At 71.6% G+C, this 14,145-nt stretch carries 11 protein-coding genes and 1 tRNA gene; 5 read left to right on the top strand and 7 right to left on the bottom strand.

Annotated features, from left to right (window positions below; translation table 11 throughout):
• Nucleotides 1-32: 32 nt before the first annotated feature.
• From AC6CQV_RS01685 to AC6CQV_RS01675, 3 genes are read right to left on the bottom strand one after another with little or no spacing between them, the layout of a single operon-like run.
• On the bottom strand, nt 33-2,450 hold the full coding sequence (locus AC6CQV_RS01685; protein WP_498260086.1) for an ATP-dependent helicase: 2,418 nt from the start codon (nt 2,448-2,450) through the stop codon (nt 33-35).
• 47 nt (nt 2,451-2,497) lie between these two features.
• Nucleotides 2,498-3,157, bottom strand: coding sequence for a LuxR C-terminal-related transcriptional regulator (locus AC6CQV_RS01680; RefSeq protein ID WP_498260085.1), 660 nt, complete (start codon nt 3,155-3,157; stop codon nt 2,498-2,500).
• Nucleotides 3,150-4,370 carry an ATP-binding protein gene (locus tag AC6CQV_RS01675; protein WP_498260084.1) on the bottom strand — a complete coding sequence of 407 codons (1,221 nt, stop codon included), beginning with the start codon at nt 4,368-4,370 and terminating at the stop codon, nt 3,150-3,152. The genes AC6CQV_RS01680 and AC6CQV_RS01675 overlap by 8 nt, the downstream gene beginning before the upstream one ends.
• 107 nt (nt 4,371-4,477) lie before the next feature.
• Here AC6CQV_RS01675 and AC6CQV_RS01670 point away from each other — a divergent pair, with 107 nt between their 5' ends.
• The 5 genes from AC6CQV_RS01670 to AC6CQV_RS01650 all read left to right on the top strand — a co-directional run bounded on the left by AC6CQV_RS01670 (nt 4,478) and on the right by AC6CQV_RS01650 (nt 7,634).
• Entirely contained in the window at nt 4,478-6,148 is a 1,671-nt protein-coding gene (locus AC6CQV_RS01670; RefSeq protein WP_498260083.1) for a PspC domain-containing protein, read from the top strand.
• A complete protein-coding gene (locus AC6CQV_RS01665) occupies nt 6,145-6,468 on the top strand; it encodes a hypothetical protein (protein WP_498260082.1) in 324 nt (107 codons plus the stop codon). Before AC6CQV_RS01670 ends, AC6CQV_RS01665 begins: the two co-directional genes overlap by 4 nt.
• Nucleotides 6,469-6,497: 29 nt before the next feature.
• The gene (locus AC6CQV_RS01660; RefSeq protein WP_060960343.1) at nt 6,498-6,896 is read left to right on the top strand and encodes a YccF domain-containing protein; all 399 of its coding nucleotides are present in this window, start codon (nt 6,498-6,500) and stop codon (nt 6,894-6,896) included.
• 111 nt (nt 6,897-7,007) lie between these two features.
• A tRNA-Met gene (locus AC6CQV_RS01655) sits at nt 7,008-7,083 on the top strand.
• A 134-nt stretch (nt 7,084-7,217) separates the two neighbouring features.
• On the top strand, nt 7,218-7,634 hold the full coding sequence (locus AC6CQV_RS01650; protein ID WP_498260081.1) for a DUF8738 domain-containing protein: 417 nt from the start codon (nt 7,218-7,220) through the stop codon (nt 7,632-7,634).
• A 66-nt stretch (nt 7,635-7,700) separates the two neighbouring features.
• Here the strand turns inward: AC6CQV_RS01650 and AC6CQV_RS01645 are convergent, their stop codons facing one another.
• From AC6CQV_RS01645 to AC6CQV_RS01630, 4 genes are all read right to left on the bottom strand, one after another.
• Complete coding sequence (locus AC6CQV_RS01645; protein WP_498260080.1) at nt 7,701-10,811, bottom strand: S8 family peptidase; 3,111 nt, start codon at nt 10,809-10,811, stop codon at nt 7,701-7,703.
• A 132-nt stretch (nt 10,812-10,943) separates the two neighbouring features.
• A complete protein-coding gene (locus tag AC6CQV_RS01640; protein WP_101306828.1) occupies nt 10,944-12,032 on the bottom strand; it encodes an ABC transporter permease in 1,089 nt (362 codons plus the stop codon).
• The gene (locus AC6CQV_RS01635; RefSeq protein WP_101306829.1) at nt 12,029-12,961 is read right to left on the bottom strand and encodes an ABC transporter ATP-binding protein; all 933 of its coding nucleotides are present in this window, start codon (nt 12,959-12,961) and stop codon (nt 12,029-12,031) included. The genes AC6CQV_RS01640 and AC6CQV_RS01635 overlap by 4 nt, the downstream gene beginning before the upstream one ends.
• A gap of 56 nt (nt 12,962-13,017) precedes the next feature.
• On the bottom strand, nt 13,018-14,025 hold the full coding sequence (locus AC6CQV_RS01630) for a glycerophosphodiester phosphodiesterase family protein (protein ID WP_498260079.1): 1,008 nt from the start codon (nt 14,023-14,025) through the stop codon (nt 13,018-13,020).
• Nucleotides 14,026-14,145: the final 120 nt, after the last annotated feature.

Here is a 14,145-nt window from a genome sequence, read left to right as displayed (position 1 = left end):
CGACTCTGCCTCCGCGGGCGCGGAGCGCTGCGCTACAGCTTCTCGATCGGCGCGATCTTGATCAGCAGCTTCTTCTGGCCGGCCCGATCGAACCGCACGTGCGCGACGCGCTTGGCGCCCTCGCCCGTGATCTGGTCGACGCGCCCCTCGCCGAAGTCCTCGTGGCGGATGCGGTCGCCGGGGGCGAGCTCCATGTCGCCGTTGTCGCGCACCTTCGCCGGAATGCGGTTCGTGAACTTGGTCAGGTCGCCCGCCGGCTTCTCGCGTCGCGGCAGGGGGACGAGATCGTCGCCGTAGCGCGATCCGCCCGATCCGCCGAAACCGCCGCCCGGACGCCGCGCGTTGAGCGCGCGCGAGGGGCCGCCGCCGCGGGAGTTGATGTCTCCGGGCGACTGCCGCCAGTCGATGAGCTCGTGCGGGATCTCCTGCAGGAACCGGCTGGGCATCGCGACCGAGACCTCGCCGAACTGGGCGCGCGTCATCGCGAGCGACAGGTGCAGCCGCTTGCGGGCACGGGTCAGGGCGACGTAGAACAGGCGCCGCTCCTCCTGCGGGCCGCCCGGCTCGCCGGCCGAGATCCGGTGCGGGATCAGATCCTCCTCGACGCCCGTGACGAACACGGCGTCGTACTCCAGCCCCTTCGCCGTGTGCATCGTCATGAGCGACACCGAGCCCGACGCGTCGGCGAGGTCGTCGGCATCCGAGACGAGCGCGACCTCCGTGAGGAAGTCGAGGATCGTCCCGTCGGGATTGTTGCGCGCGAACTCGCGCGTCACCGCGACGAGCTCGTCGAGGTTCTCGACGCGCGCCTCGTCCTGCGGGTCCTTCGACATCCGCAGGGCGTCGAGGTAGCCGCTCTTGCCGAGCAGCAGGTTCAGTCCGTCGGTGACGGAGGTGGGGGGCGGCGCCTCGCCCGAGGCGGGCAAGAGGATGGCGGTCGCTTCGGCGAGCACGGCGTCGAGCTGGGCGATGGCGGCCTGGATCTTCGGCCCGACGCCGAGGGCGGACGCATTGGCCAGTGCATCGCGGAAGGTGATGCCCTCGTCCGCGGCGTAGCGGGCGATGGCCGTCTCGGTGACGTCGCCGATGCCGCGGCGGGGCTTGTTGAGGATGCGGCGGACGCTCAGCTCGTCGGCCGGGTTGGCGACCGCGATCAGATACGCGAGCGCGTCCTTGATCTCGGCGCGCTCGTAGAACTTCGTGCCGCCCATGATCTTGTACGGCACCGCCGCGCGGATGAAGATCTCCTCCAGCGCGCGGGACTGCGAGTTGGTGCGGTAGAAGACGGCCATCTCGCCGTACGCGAGTCCCGCGCGGTGCAGGGCCTCGACCTCGTCGGCGACGAACTGCGCCTCGTCGTGCTGGGAGTAGCCGGTGAAGCCGACGATCTTCTCCCCCGCGCCGACGTCGGTCCACAGCTTCTTGTCTTTGCGGTCGAAGTTGTTGCTGATGACGGCGTTGGCGGCGGTGAGGATGTTCTGGGTCGACCGGTAGTTCTGCTCGAGGAGCACGACCTTCGCACCCGGATAGTCGCGTTCGAACTCGGTGATGTTGCGGATGTCGGCGCCGCGGAAGGCGTAGATCGACTGGTCGGAGTCGCCGACCACGGTCAGCGAGGCGCCGTCGGTCTCGTCGAGCAGCGCCCCGACGTCTTCGATGGGCCGGGTGAGCTCGTGGATGAGCGCGTACTGCGCGTGGTTCGTGTCCTGGTACTCGTCGACCAGGATGTGCCGGAACCGGCGCCGGTAGGTGTCGGCGACGTGCGGGAAGGCGCGGAACAGATACACCGTCTGCGCGATGAGGTCGTCGAAGTCGAAGGCGTTGGCGCGCTGCAGCGAGCGCTGATAGTCGGCGAAGATCTCCGCGAACAGACGCTCGGCGGGGTCGCTCATGTTGGCCGTGCGGGCGAAGGACTCGGCATCCGCGAGCTCGTTCTTGAGCTTCGAGATGCGGCTCTGCACGGATGCCGGGGTCAGGCCGAACGCGTCGGCCTCGTACTGCTTGACGAGACGTTTGACGAGCGCCCGAGAGTCGCCCGAGTCGTAGATGGTGAAGCTCCTGGTGAAGCCGAACTGGTCGGCCTCGCGGCGGAGGATACGCACGCACGCGGAGTGGAACGTCGAGATCCACATCCCCTGCGCGGTGTCGCCGATGAGCTGCCGCACGCGCTCGCGCATCTCGCCGGCGGCCTTGTTGGTGAAGGTGATCGCGAGGATCTGACTCGGCCACGCCTCGCGGCCGCGCAGCAGCGAGGCGATGCGGCGCGTGAGCACGCTGGTCTTGCCCGATCCGGCGCCGGCGACGATGAGGAGCGCCTGTCCGCGATAGGTGACCGCTTCGCGCTGCGGGGGGTTGAGCCCGGCCAGGAGGTCGTCGTCGACGCGCGCCCCCGTGCCGCGCGCGGCATCCGTGGGCATGCCGACGATGACGGGCTTGATCGGGTCGCTCATATCCCGACAAGTCTAGGTCGCGGCTCCGACACCGCAGGCGCCGCGCGTCACAGCAGGCGCCGCTGAGAGGCCCACACCGTCAGCTCGTGCCGCGACGACAGCTGCAGCTTCCGCAGCACCGCCGAGACGTGCGTCTCGACCGTCTTGATCGAGATGAACAGTGCGCTCGCGACCTCCTTGTACGCGTAGCCGCGGGCGATGAGGCGCATCACCTCCTGCTCGCGGGCCGACAGCCGGTCGAGCTCGTCGTCGACGGCGGCGGTCTCGCCGGCGACGGCTCCGAACGCGTCGAGCACGAACCCCGCGAGCCGCGGCGAGAACACGGCGTCACCGTCGGCGACGGCGCGGGCGGCACGGCTCACTTCGGCGCCCGACGACCCTTTCGTGATGTAGCCGCGCGCTCCGGCGCGGATCACGCGCACGACGTCCTCGGCCGCGTCGGAAACGCTCAGCGCCAGAAAGCGGGTCGACACCCCGGCAGAGCCGCGAATGACGTCCTCGCCGCCCGTCGCGTCGTCGCCGCGTCCCCCGGGCAGGTGCACATCGAGCAGCACGACGTCCGGCTGTGTCTCGGCGACGACGGCGATCGCCGTCGGCACGTCCGCCGCCTCCCCGACCACCGCGACGTCGTCGTCGAGATCGCTGCGCAGACCCGAGCGGAAGATCGAGTGGTCGTCGACGATGACCACGCGGATGCCGTCAGCCACGAGCGTTGCCCTCTGCCGTCGTCGCCCGCAGCTGTACCTCGGTGCCCTCCGGTCCCGACGTCACCGTCGCGGTGCCGCCGAGGCGCCGCATGCGTCCGATCACCGACTGGCGAACGCCGAGCCGGTCGTCCGCCACGTCGTCGAGAACGAAACCCGGCCCCCGGTCGCGGACGAAGACGTCGACGCCGTCGGCGCGCCCTTCGATGTAGACGGAGACGTCGCCGCCGGCGTGGCGCGCCGCATTCAGCATCGCTTCCCGTGCCGCCGCCGCGATCTCGCCGCTCGCGCGCTCATTCGAGATCCCCGCGGCGACCACGTCGATCCGCACCGGGTAGTCGAGCTCGAGCGCGGCGGCGTAGTCGCGAAGGTCGGTGGCGAGGTCGCTGTCGGCCGGCTGATCGCCGTCGTACAGCCAGGCCCGCAGCTCTCGCTCCTGTGCCCGGGCGAGCCGCGCGACGTCGCTCGATGCGCCGCCCCGGTTCTGGATCAGGGCGAGCGTCTGCAGGACAGAATCGTGCAGGTGAGCGGCCATCTCGGCGCGCTGCTCCTCGCGGATGCGCCGGTCGCGCTCACCCGTGAGCTCGCGCCACTTCTCGACGAGAGTCGACGACAGCACCGCGGCGAGCGCGATCAGCGGCACCACGATCAGGAGAGCATCCGCCGCCACGCCGTCGCGGAGGGCGAGGATGGTCACTCCGAACACGGCGAGGAGGATGATCACGGCCGTGGTTCGGACGATCACCGCGTGCCCCGGTCCGCGGAGAGGGTCACGGCGGTCGACCAGCGTCGCCCATGCTCCCGCGGCCGCGGCCGCCGCCGATGCGGCGCCGACGACGGCGGCGAGGTCAGAGCTCGCACGCGAGCCGACGACGGCGAGCGCAGTCAGCGGCAGCAGGATGATCGCGGCGCCGCACGTCAGAATCCAGGCGATCGGCGCCGAGCTCGTGGTCGGCGCGTCTCCGGCGGCGCGGGGCGCGAAGGCCCAGCACCAGGCGTAGAAGAGGATGCCGGCACCTCCGCACAGCGCGAGGACGACCAACAACGCGCGCACCGCGCTCACGGGAGCACCGAGGTGGTGGGCGAGGCCCTCGGCGACGCCGGCGACGACGCACTCACGAGGACGCACGAGCGGCGGCCGGGCCGGCGGCACAGGACGCGGCGCGGGCGCGGTGCGCGCGGCATCCGGGGCGGCGGCGGGCGTCATACGGCCCATCAAACCATCCGCGAGCGCGGCCGTCATCGCCGCAGCTGCAGAGATCAGGGCCGTCTCAGGGGTTCCCCCGATGGTCGGCGCGGCCGCCGCGCCGCGAAGATCGATGCATGACCACCCCACCCGTGGAGCCGCCGCAGACGACCGTGTCGACACAACCTCCTCCTCCCGACACCGACACCGGTGGCCGCAACGCCGGCGACCGCTTCTTCTCGTGGACCGGGGGACTCGGGCTGATCCGCGGCGACGGGTGGATCGGCGGGGTCGCGGCGGGAATCGCGGCGCGCCTGCGGATCGATCCGCTGATCGTCCGCGGCATCCTGGTCGTGGTCGGCCTCTTCGGGTTCCCGGTGATCTTCCTCTACGCGCTCGCCTGGGCGCTCCTGCCCGACCTCGATGGTCGGATTCTGCTGCGCGACGCCCTGCGTCGTCGGTTCGAGCCGGCTCAGATCGGGATTCTCGGTCTGCTGATCCTCGGGCTCATCCCGCTCGGACCGGGAGCCGTCTTCGTCGGCGGCATCCCGCAGTGGATGCTGAGCCCCGGGCTCGGCGGATGGTCTGCGCTGTCCGCGCTGATGGTGACCGTCGGTCTGGTTCTCGCCGTCGCGCTCCTGTTCATCATCGTGCGCGCGGCGCGTCACTCCGCGCGCTCCGTGTCCCCGGCACCGCCGCAGCAGAGGGCTTCCGCTGCGGATGCATCGCCGGACGCGTCCGCCGTGGCCACCGGTTCGGGTCCGGTCGCCTCCGCGGACCCGCAGGGGACGGATGCCGCCGGCTTCGCGGCATCCTCCCCTGCCTTCCCGTCCCCGGGCACCGCCCCCGACTCCTCGAGCGACGCCGCCCCCGACCTCCGGTCGTCGAGCGGGGCCGGCACGGCCGAGTCGAAACGCCCTGCACCCGGCGACGACGCCTACGCCGCGTGGCGCGAGCAGCACGCCGCGTGGAAAGTGCAGGACGACGCCTGGCGCCGGCAGCAGCAGGATGCCGATCGTGCCGTCCGCGAGCAGGCGCGCCGCGAGCGGCAGGAGCGCGCCGCCGCGTTCGCTGCCGAAGCCGCCGAGCGCCGTCGACTGCGGCGTCTGAACTCTCCCCGCACGCCGCTCGCGTTCGTCGGCGTCGCCGTCGGAGTCGCCGTGATCGCGGGTACCGCCACCGCCATCGCTCAGCGCGATGCCCTGGGCGCCGCACGCGGGCTGTTCGTCGCGGGCGTCGTGCTCGGCATGTCGATGGTGATGGCCGGTGCGCTGCGCCGCCGCAGCGGCTTCCTCGCGTTCGTGACCGTCGTGACGCTGCTCGGCGCGGGCGCAGCGACGGCGGTGCCGATTGCGCAGACGCTTCATATCGGAAGCTACTGGATCGCTGTGGGCGATGCTTCGCAGCCGGGCACCTCGGCATCGGACCCGTTCGTGCAGACGTGGGGCGACCTCGTCATCGCGACACAGGACACCGGCCTCGATGGCGCCACCTTCGTCGAGAAGAAGTCGGGGAACACCCGCGTTCTTCCCGAGCCTCCCGATGACTCTGCCCGGATCGACATAGAGATCACGACACGCGACGCCGCCGTCGACGGCGTCAGCGTGAGCAGTTCCGGTGAGTATTCCTTCTCGCGACTCGACGACATCCCGGGCGTCACGTCCGCTCGACTCCCGGACGGCCGGGTCCGCTACACGGCTGCGTTCGGCGACCCCGTCTCCCGTACCCATCAGAGGATCGTCCTCGAACAGGACGGCGGGTTCGTCACCGTCTTCCTCCCCACGCCCACCACCGGAGGTTCCCGATGACCGAGTGCGACACCGTGACCGATCTGACCGCCGCATCCACCGCCGACGAAGAGAACACGACTCTCGACGCGATTCCGCAGCCTCGCATCCGCTGGGCGGGCATCGTCTGGGGCCTCGTGTTCGTGGCGGTCGCCATGGTCGGTGCCGCACTGACATGGGCACCCGGCGCGCTCGACGATCTCGCGACGATCGTGCCGCAGTTGGACGCCGCCACGCTCGTCGCCGGCACGCTCATGGCGCTCGGCGCGCTCGCCCTGATCTGCGGACTCGTAGGACTGCTCCGTCACGCGCAGGGCGCGGCGGCCCGGCGGCGCGTGTAGCCCCGCCCGGTTGCGGCGACAATGGACCCATGCGCACGATCCTCAACATCGTCTGGATCATCTTCGCCGGCTTCTGGCTGTTCGTCGGCTACGTGATCGCCGGGGTGGTGCTGTGCATCCCGATCATCACGATCCCGTGGGCGATCGCCTCGTTCCGCACCGCCGGCTACGTCATCTGGCCGTTCGGACGCACGATCGTCCCGAAGCCCACCGCGGGCGTGGGGTCCTTCCTCGGCAACGTCGTCTGGGTGATCCTCGCGGGCTGGTGGCTTGCGATCGGGCACCTCGTCAGCGGCATCGCGCTCTGCATCACCATCATCGGCATCCCGATGGCGATCGCCGACTTCAAGATGATCCCGATCTCGCTCATGCCGCTCGGCAAGGACATCGTGTCGACCCGCCAGGGCGCGTTCGACCGCACGCTGTGATGCGGCGGCCGGAAGCCCGTCACGCGCGGACACATAACGCAAACACAGGTCACACACCTAGGCACGACGGGCGTGGCGGGTTAGCGTGATGGCGTCCCCACCTCGGGGCATCGCGGCGATCCGGGCGGACCCGGGCACCGGTTCATACCCGGTCGCGTTGCGGGTTCGACTCCCGCCGTCGCGTCCAACTCCCCCGATCCTCGAACCGCGGATCGCGTAGGGCTTCGCCTCACGCGAGCGTGGTCCTCCCCGCGCATTCGCAGGCGCAGGGCCTACCCTCGCTTCATCCGGCATCCGCATCGCCGGCCCGAGGAGGCTCTCATGCGCAGAATACCGATCCTGGCCGTGATCGCCCTGGCGGCGCTCGCCCTCACGTCGTGCGGGTCGGGGACCACCGACCCGGCCGCGGAGTCGCCCGCCGCGTCGGCGTCGAGCCGACCTCCCCTGCAGACGGCCACGCCGGGGCCCGTCGGGCCGACGGGCGCTGCCGTGGAGGTGCCGCAGAGCCGCTGGGATGCGATCGTCGCCGATCTGACCGCACGCGGGGTGAAAGGCACCCCGCAGCTCGTGTCCTCCCAGGCCGTGACGTTCAACGACGGCTCTCTCGGGTGCGCGACGCCCGGCCAGAGCTACACGCAGGCGCAGATCGACGGCCTGCGCATCATCGTCAGCGTCGACGGCACGACCTACGACTACCGGTTCGGCCAGGGCGCCGAGCCGAAGCTCTGCACCGCCTGATCCCTGACCGGGCGCACGACGGAGGGGACGGATGCCGCGGCGTCCGTCCCCTCCGTCGTGGTGGGCCTACTTCTTGAGCGGCAGCAGCAGCGCCTCATCGGCGCCGGACTGGTTGTCCATCACGACCACCATCGAGCCGAGCGGCTTCTGCGCCTCGATCTGCTTCGCGTTGAAGCTCACGTCGACGCTCGCCGAGCCGCGCTGCGGGACGGTGACGTACTGCCCGTTGCTGATCGCCGGAGCGGTCGGGTCGTAGGTCGCCCACCCGTCCACGGCATCCGACGCGTTGTTGGACGCGAAGGTCTCGGCCGTGTACGAGAAGGCACCGGTGATGCCGAGGTCGCTGGCGCGGACCGGCAGCAGCAGCGTGCTGCTGTCGGTGGGCGCCTGGGTGAGGAACCCGGCCGCCGCCAGCTCCTTCGTCTTCGCGTTGACGATGAACACCTCCGAGAGGCCGTTCGTGTCTCCGTTGCGCACGGCGCCCGAGTCCGCCGACAGGACGATCCAGTCGGCCTGGCCGTCGCGATCGGTGTCGATCACGATGTCGTACTCGTTGGCGGCGGCGTTGGACCACCGGTGATGCATGTTCATCGCGAAGACCATCAGATGATCGTCTCCCTCGGCGAACGACTGCACACCGACGGCACGGATGTCATACCCCGTGTCGGGCAGCGACGCCGCGGCATCCTTCGGGTCCGACAGCCCCCAGGTGTAGACGTCGGCACCGGCCGGAAGAGCCCCGGCGAGGTTGCGCAGCGTCAGCTTCTTGGTGCCGTCGGCGACCTTCTGCTTGCCCCCGAACCACGGACCGTTCGCGGTCGCCTTCACCGTGCTGTCCGCACGGGGGACGAGCAGATACGGAACGCGCAGAGTCGAGTCGGCCGCACTCAGCACGATGTCGCCGGAGATCTCCGAGAACGCGAACTGATCGGACGCCCCCACGGAGCTCGGCACGTCCTTCGCGGCCGCGGCGACGATGAGCAGCAGCTTCGCCGTTCCCCCCGCCGGCACCGTGATCGACCGGTTCGAGAGGATGATCCGCGCCTTCTTCGACTGCGCCGAGGGCGCCGTCGAGACGTCGTAGCGCACGGCGGTCGGGCCGTCGTTGCGCACGGTGACCGTCTTGACCCCGCCGAAGCCGAGCGGCGACTCCTGGAAGCCGAAGCTCAGCGCCGACTCGCGGGCCCAGCCGCTCTCCGTGCGGAAGGCGTCTCCCGTCGCGGTCACCGTGGTGGCGACCGCCTGCGCCGCGTCGACCAGGCCCACGCCGCCGAGACTCAGGCTCTGGCCGGCGACCTTGTCGGGGTCTGCCGTCGACACGACGGATGCCGCGATCTGCGGAGCCGTCCAGGACGGGTGCGCCTCGGCCGAGAGCGCGGCGACGCCGGCCACGTGCGGGGCGGCCATCGAGGTGCCCGACAGGATGGCGGCGCCGTTGCCCGAGCCGACCGCGGCCGACGAGATCGACACACCGGGGGCGGCGACGTCGGGGCTGATGGCGCTGTCGCCGGACCGCGGACCGGACGAGCTGAACGACGCGTAGCCGCGGAAGCCGGGGTTCGCGATCTGGGTGGCCACGAGGCTCGCCGTGGCGCCGGAGACGAAGACCGGGCCGTTCGAGGACCGCACGCCGAGGAACGGGATCGTCAGATCGAACGCCTCGCCGGTGTCGGGGTTCGCGGTGACGGCACCTTCGTACGGCGGCAGATCGTCGGTCGTGTTGACCATGACGACGGCCGCGGCACCGGCCTGCTGGCCGTAGATCGCCTTCGCGACGCGGGCGCAGGAGCCGCGGTCGACGACCGCGAGCTGCTTGCCGCCCGGCACGATGCCGGCGGCCGTGAAGGCGGCGGCGGAGCAGCCCAGCACGTTGTCGCCCGTCAGACGCACGACCGAGAGATCGCCGAGGCCGTCCAGCGAGGCCCCGTTGGCGTTGATCGCCTCGACGGGGGCGCCGTCGACCGTGACCGTTGCGCCCGGGAAGCCCTCGGCGCTGTCCACGGCGGACACCGAGATGACGCCGTCGCCCGTGCCGGGAGAGCCGGTGAGGTAGGGGTTGTGTCCGGCGTTGCCGGACGAGGCCACGACGACCACACCGGCGCCCACCGCGTTGGCCGCGGCGACGGCGTCGGGGTCGTCGCCCCGGCCGAAGGACGAGCCGAGCGACATGTTCACGACGTCCATGCCGTTGTCGACCGCCCAGTCCAGGGCGGGCACGACGACGTCGGTCGATCCCTCGCAGCCGAAGACGCGCACCGCGTAGAGGTCGACCTGCGGCGCGACGCCGGGGCCGACGCGGAAGGTGTTCGACGGGGTCGTCGTGTCGTAGGGGCCCCGATAGGTCGTGCCGTCGGCGAGGACGCCGGAGCCGCCCGTGGTGCCGGCGACGTGCGAGCCGTGGCCGTTGCAGTCGAGCGGGTTGTCGTCGGGGTGCGGCACGGGCTGGTACGACGCGCTGGTCGGGTCGGCGTTGTAGTCGTCGCCGACGAGGTCGATGCCGCCCTTGACGCGCGGCGCGTCGGGGCCGTAGAGCGCGGGGTCGGCCGGCTGCGCCGACGTCGCGGCGGCCGCCTGGAACGCCTCGACGGTGCCGGGCCCGCCGAAGGTGGCGTGCGTGTAGTCGATGCCCGTGTCGATGATGGCGACCTTGACGTTCTGGCCCGTGTAGCCCGTGCTCTCCCATACCTGCGGGACGCCGAGGAACGGCACCGACACCGCGTTGTCGACCGAGTAGGTGCGCACGGGGTGCACGGCGACGACGTTCGGCATCGACGCGATGGCGTCGAGCTCGGCCGCGGGCACCTTCGCCTGCAGGCCGTTGTACGCCGACTGCATCTCGGCCTGGACCGACCCGCCCTTGTCCTCGATCGCCGCGCTGACGGGCTCCTGGGCGTCCTTGAGCCGACTCTTGACGTCGCCGCGCTCACCGTCGCTCAGCTCCCGGCCCTGCTCGGCCTCGACGACCGCCACGGGGTCGCCGGTCATCTCCACGACCACCGTCACGAGGCCGTCGGCCCCGATCGCGGCCGACGTGAACGAGGTCGAGACCTTCCCGGCGGATGCCGCGGGCAGGAACCGTGACGAGGGATCGCTGCCGTCGGGAGTGGCCGCGTACGCGGCTGCGGAGGGCAGGAGCAGCGCTAGCGCGCCGGCTGCAGCCAGAATGCGTCGTCGCAAAGGGGGGACCGCCTTTCGTGCAGGGGGAGGTGCCACATCGGGGTGTGACGCGGCTGTATGGAGGCTATGCACCCCCTGCATGCGGCGAAAGGAGGATGAGAGGATCCTCATCCACTGGCGCTCCTGCCGCCGTCAGGCGATGCGCGTGCCCGGAGGCAGCTTCCGCGCGGGGGTGCGCGTGCGGGCCCAGGCCCACCACAGCAGCAGTGCGGCGAGCGCGATCTGCACCGCCAGTCCGACGAACCAGCTCGGCACCGTGCCGTCGATGACCTGCTGGGGCGAGCGCCGGTCGCCGTCGTCGACGTACATGCGGGGGTCGCAGTCGTCCCAGGTCTGCTCGAGGGACGGCGGCACCTGAGCCGAGCGGACGGAGAGCTTGAGCGAGCCGAACAGGTCGTCCGGGTACCCGTACTCGTTGTACGTCGTCGGCGTCGCATCGCCGAGGATGACGAAGGGGTTGGCCGACAGCATCCACCAGACGTAGTCGAAGCGCGGCACCCGGTAGGTGCTGGTCGTCCACTCACCGCACACGATCCGACCCGGATCGTTCCCGCAGTCGTCGCCGCCGTCGCGGCACAGGGGCAGGCCGTCGGGCCCGATCTCGTACGACCGCGTCAGCGAGGTGCCCTCGCTGGCGACGGCGGAGCCGATGAGCCCGAACCCGAGCGGTGTGCCCACGGCGAGCGCGGCGACGACGAGATAGGTCGTCGCCACGGAGAACAGCGGACGGGCCAGCACGCCCGACAGCGCGACACCGATCGCGGCGATCACGCCGGTCTCCAGGACGAGCACGGCGAGCGACACGACGACCGTCAGTGCGTTCACCCCGCCCGCGAACGTCGAGATCACGAGGAACGGCGCCGCGACCGCGGCGAACGCGAGCCCCGTGATCCACCCCGCGAGGAACTTGCCGAGCAGGATCTCGCCGGCCGTGACCAGCGTGACCTGCACGGGCGCGAGGGTCGCGGCATCCCGGTCGCCGTTGATGCTGTTGCCGCTGAGGGTGGGCGAGACGAGGAGCACGAGCAGCAGGGTGACGTAGACGACGACGGAGAAGACCCCCGGCCCGCTCTGACCCCACCCGCCGTAGGCGAGGAACGCGAGGGCGGTCACACCGATGAGGACGAGGGCGAAGACTCCGAGCAGCACGTACCACGACACGGTGCGCACGCGTTGCAGCAGCTCGAGACGGGCGATCGTCCACAGCCGCGCGGCGCTCATGAGCGGTCTCCTTCGAGGTCGAGGAAGGTGTGTTCCAGCATCCCCGTCGCGGCGGCGAACTCCGCCACCGGCAGGCCCGCTCCGACGAGGGCGGCGAGGGCGGATGCCGCGTCCGCGTCGCTCGCGAACGCGACGAGCAGATCGCGGCGGTCGATCGGCACGAGCGCGGCGTCGAGTCCCAGGGTCTGCGCCACCGGGAGCACCGCCGCCGTCGCGTCGCGGTCGGCCAGCCGGATGCGCCAGGAGCGCTGACGCGTCGCCGCCGCGGCGACGCGGTCGCCGGCGACCGTGGATCCCTCGACGAGGAACACGGCGTCGTCGACCACCTCCTCCAGCTCCGAGAGGATGTGGCTGGAGAGGAGGATGGTGCGCCCGTCGGCCGCGAGCCGGCGCAGCAGCACGCGCAGATCGATACGCGCCTGTGGGTCCAGACCCGACGCCGGTTCGTCCAGGAGCAGCACCTGCGGGTCGTGCACGAGCGCCCGCGCGAGCCCCAGCCGCTGCTTCTGGCCCCGCGACAGCACCCGTGCGGGGGCGTCGGCGAGCGCGGACAGCCCCACCTCGGCGAGCAGGCGGGCGGCACCCTCGCGCGCCGGGTCGGGTTCGATGCCGTACAGGCGCGCGGTCATCGTCAGCGTCTCCCGGGCCGTCAGCGACGGCCAGGCGCCGAGCGCGTCCGGCATCCACCCGAGCACCGCGCGGGCCGACGCCGGGTCGGCGACCGGGTCGATCCCGCCGATGCGGATGGTGCCGGCATCCGGCGCCAGCAGCGACGCCAGCATCAGCATCAGGGTGGTCTTGCCGGAGCCGTTGGGGCCCACGAGACCCGTCACGGCGCCGGCGCGGGCGTCGAAGGAGACGTCGCGCACCGCGTGGACGGCGCCGAACGAGCGGCGCACCCCGGTGACGACGATGCCGGAAGGGCTCATGCCCTCACCCTATGCGGTCGCTGTGGAAGGACACCGCCGCGCCGCCGGCCGCTGCGTCAGCGGAAGAACGCGACCCCGAGGTCGGCGTGATCCACGAAGACGCCGTCCACCCCGGCATGCGCGATCACCCCCCACTCCCCCGCGTAGTCGCCGAACGCGGCCTTCGACCGGCCCCGCCGGTACGCCGCCAGGAGGAAGGCGTTCTCGGGACGGCAGGTCCACGTGAACACCCGGAGCCCGCGCTCGTGCGCGTCGGCGACGACGCGGGCCGGACCCGTGGCACGGCCCAGCCGATCGGGGGCGAGGATCATGCGTTTGTCGACGCTGATCGCGTCGACCTCGCCGGCGAGGCGGTCCAGACCCGCCGGCGTCGCCTGCTCGCGGTACGTCGGTGGCGTGCTCCCGGCGGCGGAGAGGAGGTCGTAGGCGGTGCCGCTCGCCTCGAGCAGGTACACGTACGTGCCCCGGATGCCGCGGGCGCGCAGCCGCATCAGCACGTCCTGCTCGAAGGACTCGAGGTACAGCGGCAGTTCGCCGTCGGCCCACCCCGCACGCCGGAGCTCCGCGGCGACGAGGGCGTCGAGGTCGACGCCGAGGCCGGCGAAGTACGTCGCGTGCTTGATCTCCAGCACGACGCCGATCTCTCGCCCCTGGTCACGGGACGCCGCCCGCACGAGGTCCAGCACGTCGCGGAGGCGCAGCGGCGGCTCCGCCCCGTCGAACGCGGCACTGGACGGGCGCAGCTGGGGCAGCCGCTCGCGGCAGCGCAGCGTCGCCAGCTCGTCCCACGTGAAGTCCTCCGTGAACCACCCCGTGTGCTCCACCCCGTCGATGGTCTTCGTGGTGCGCCGCGCGGCGAACTCGGGGTGCTCGGCGACGTCGGTCGTCCCGCCGATCTCGTTCTCGTGACGCACGACCAGCACCCCGTCGGCGGTGACGACGACATCCGGCTCGACCGCGTCCACGCCCAGTGCGAGGGCGAGCGCGTACGACGAACGGGTGTGCTCGGGCCGATACCCCGGGGCGCCACGATGACCGATGATCAGGGGCCGGGCGGCAGGCATGCCTCTCAGGCTAACGAGAGCGGCTATGACCTCTCCGAGCGCCTTCACAGCAGCGACACAGCCGGGCCCTGACGCCGCGCGACACCCGTCCGATAGCCTGGTGTCACAGCACCTCGCTGT

The sequence above is a fragment of the Microbacterium sp. EG9 genome, from assembly GCF_059759475.1.
Note: the sequence above shows the minus strand (reverse complement) of the source record. Positions and strands in the feature narration are given on the sequence as shown.

Coding starts and splice junctions, on each gene's coding strand:
- AC6CQV_RS01635 (WP_101306829.1), bottom strand. CDS start 12,961: ATGAGCCCTTCCGGCATCGTCGTCACCGGGGTGCGCCGCTCGTTCGGC.
- AC6CQV_RS01660 (WP_060960343.1), top strand. CDS start 6,498: ATGCGCACGATCCTCAACATCGTCTGGATCATCTTCGCCGGCTTCTGG.
- AC6CQV_RS01650 (WP_498260081.1), top strand. CDS start 7,218: ATGCGCAGAATACCGATCCTGGCCGTGATCGCCCTGGCGGCGCTCGCC.
- AC6CQV_RS01630 (WP_498260079.1), bottom strand. CDS start 14,025: ATGCCTGCCGCCCGGCCCCTGATCATCGGTCATCGTGGCGCCCCGGGG.
- AC6CQV_RS01670 (WP_498260083.1), top strand. CDS start 4,478: ATGACCACCCCACCCGTGGAGCCGCCGCAGACGACCGTGTCGACACAA.
- AC6CQV_RS01675 (WP_498260084.1), bottom strand. CDS start 4,370: ATGGGCCGTATGACGCCCGCCGCCGCCCCGGATGCCGCGCGCACCGCG.
- AC6CQV_RS01640 (WP_101306828.1), bottom strand. CDS start 12,032: ATGAGCGCCGCGCGGCTGTGGACGATCGCCCGTCTCGAGCTGCTGCAA.
- AC6CQV_RS01665 (WP_498260082.1), top strand. CDS start 6,145: ATGACCGAGTGCGACACCGTGACCGATCTGACCGCCGCATCCACCGCC.
- AC6CQV_RS01685 (WP_498260086.1), bottom strand. CDS start 2,450: ATGAGCGACCCGATCAAGCCCGTCATCGTCGGCATGCCCACGGATGCC.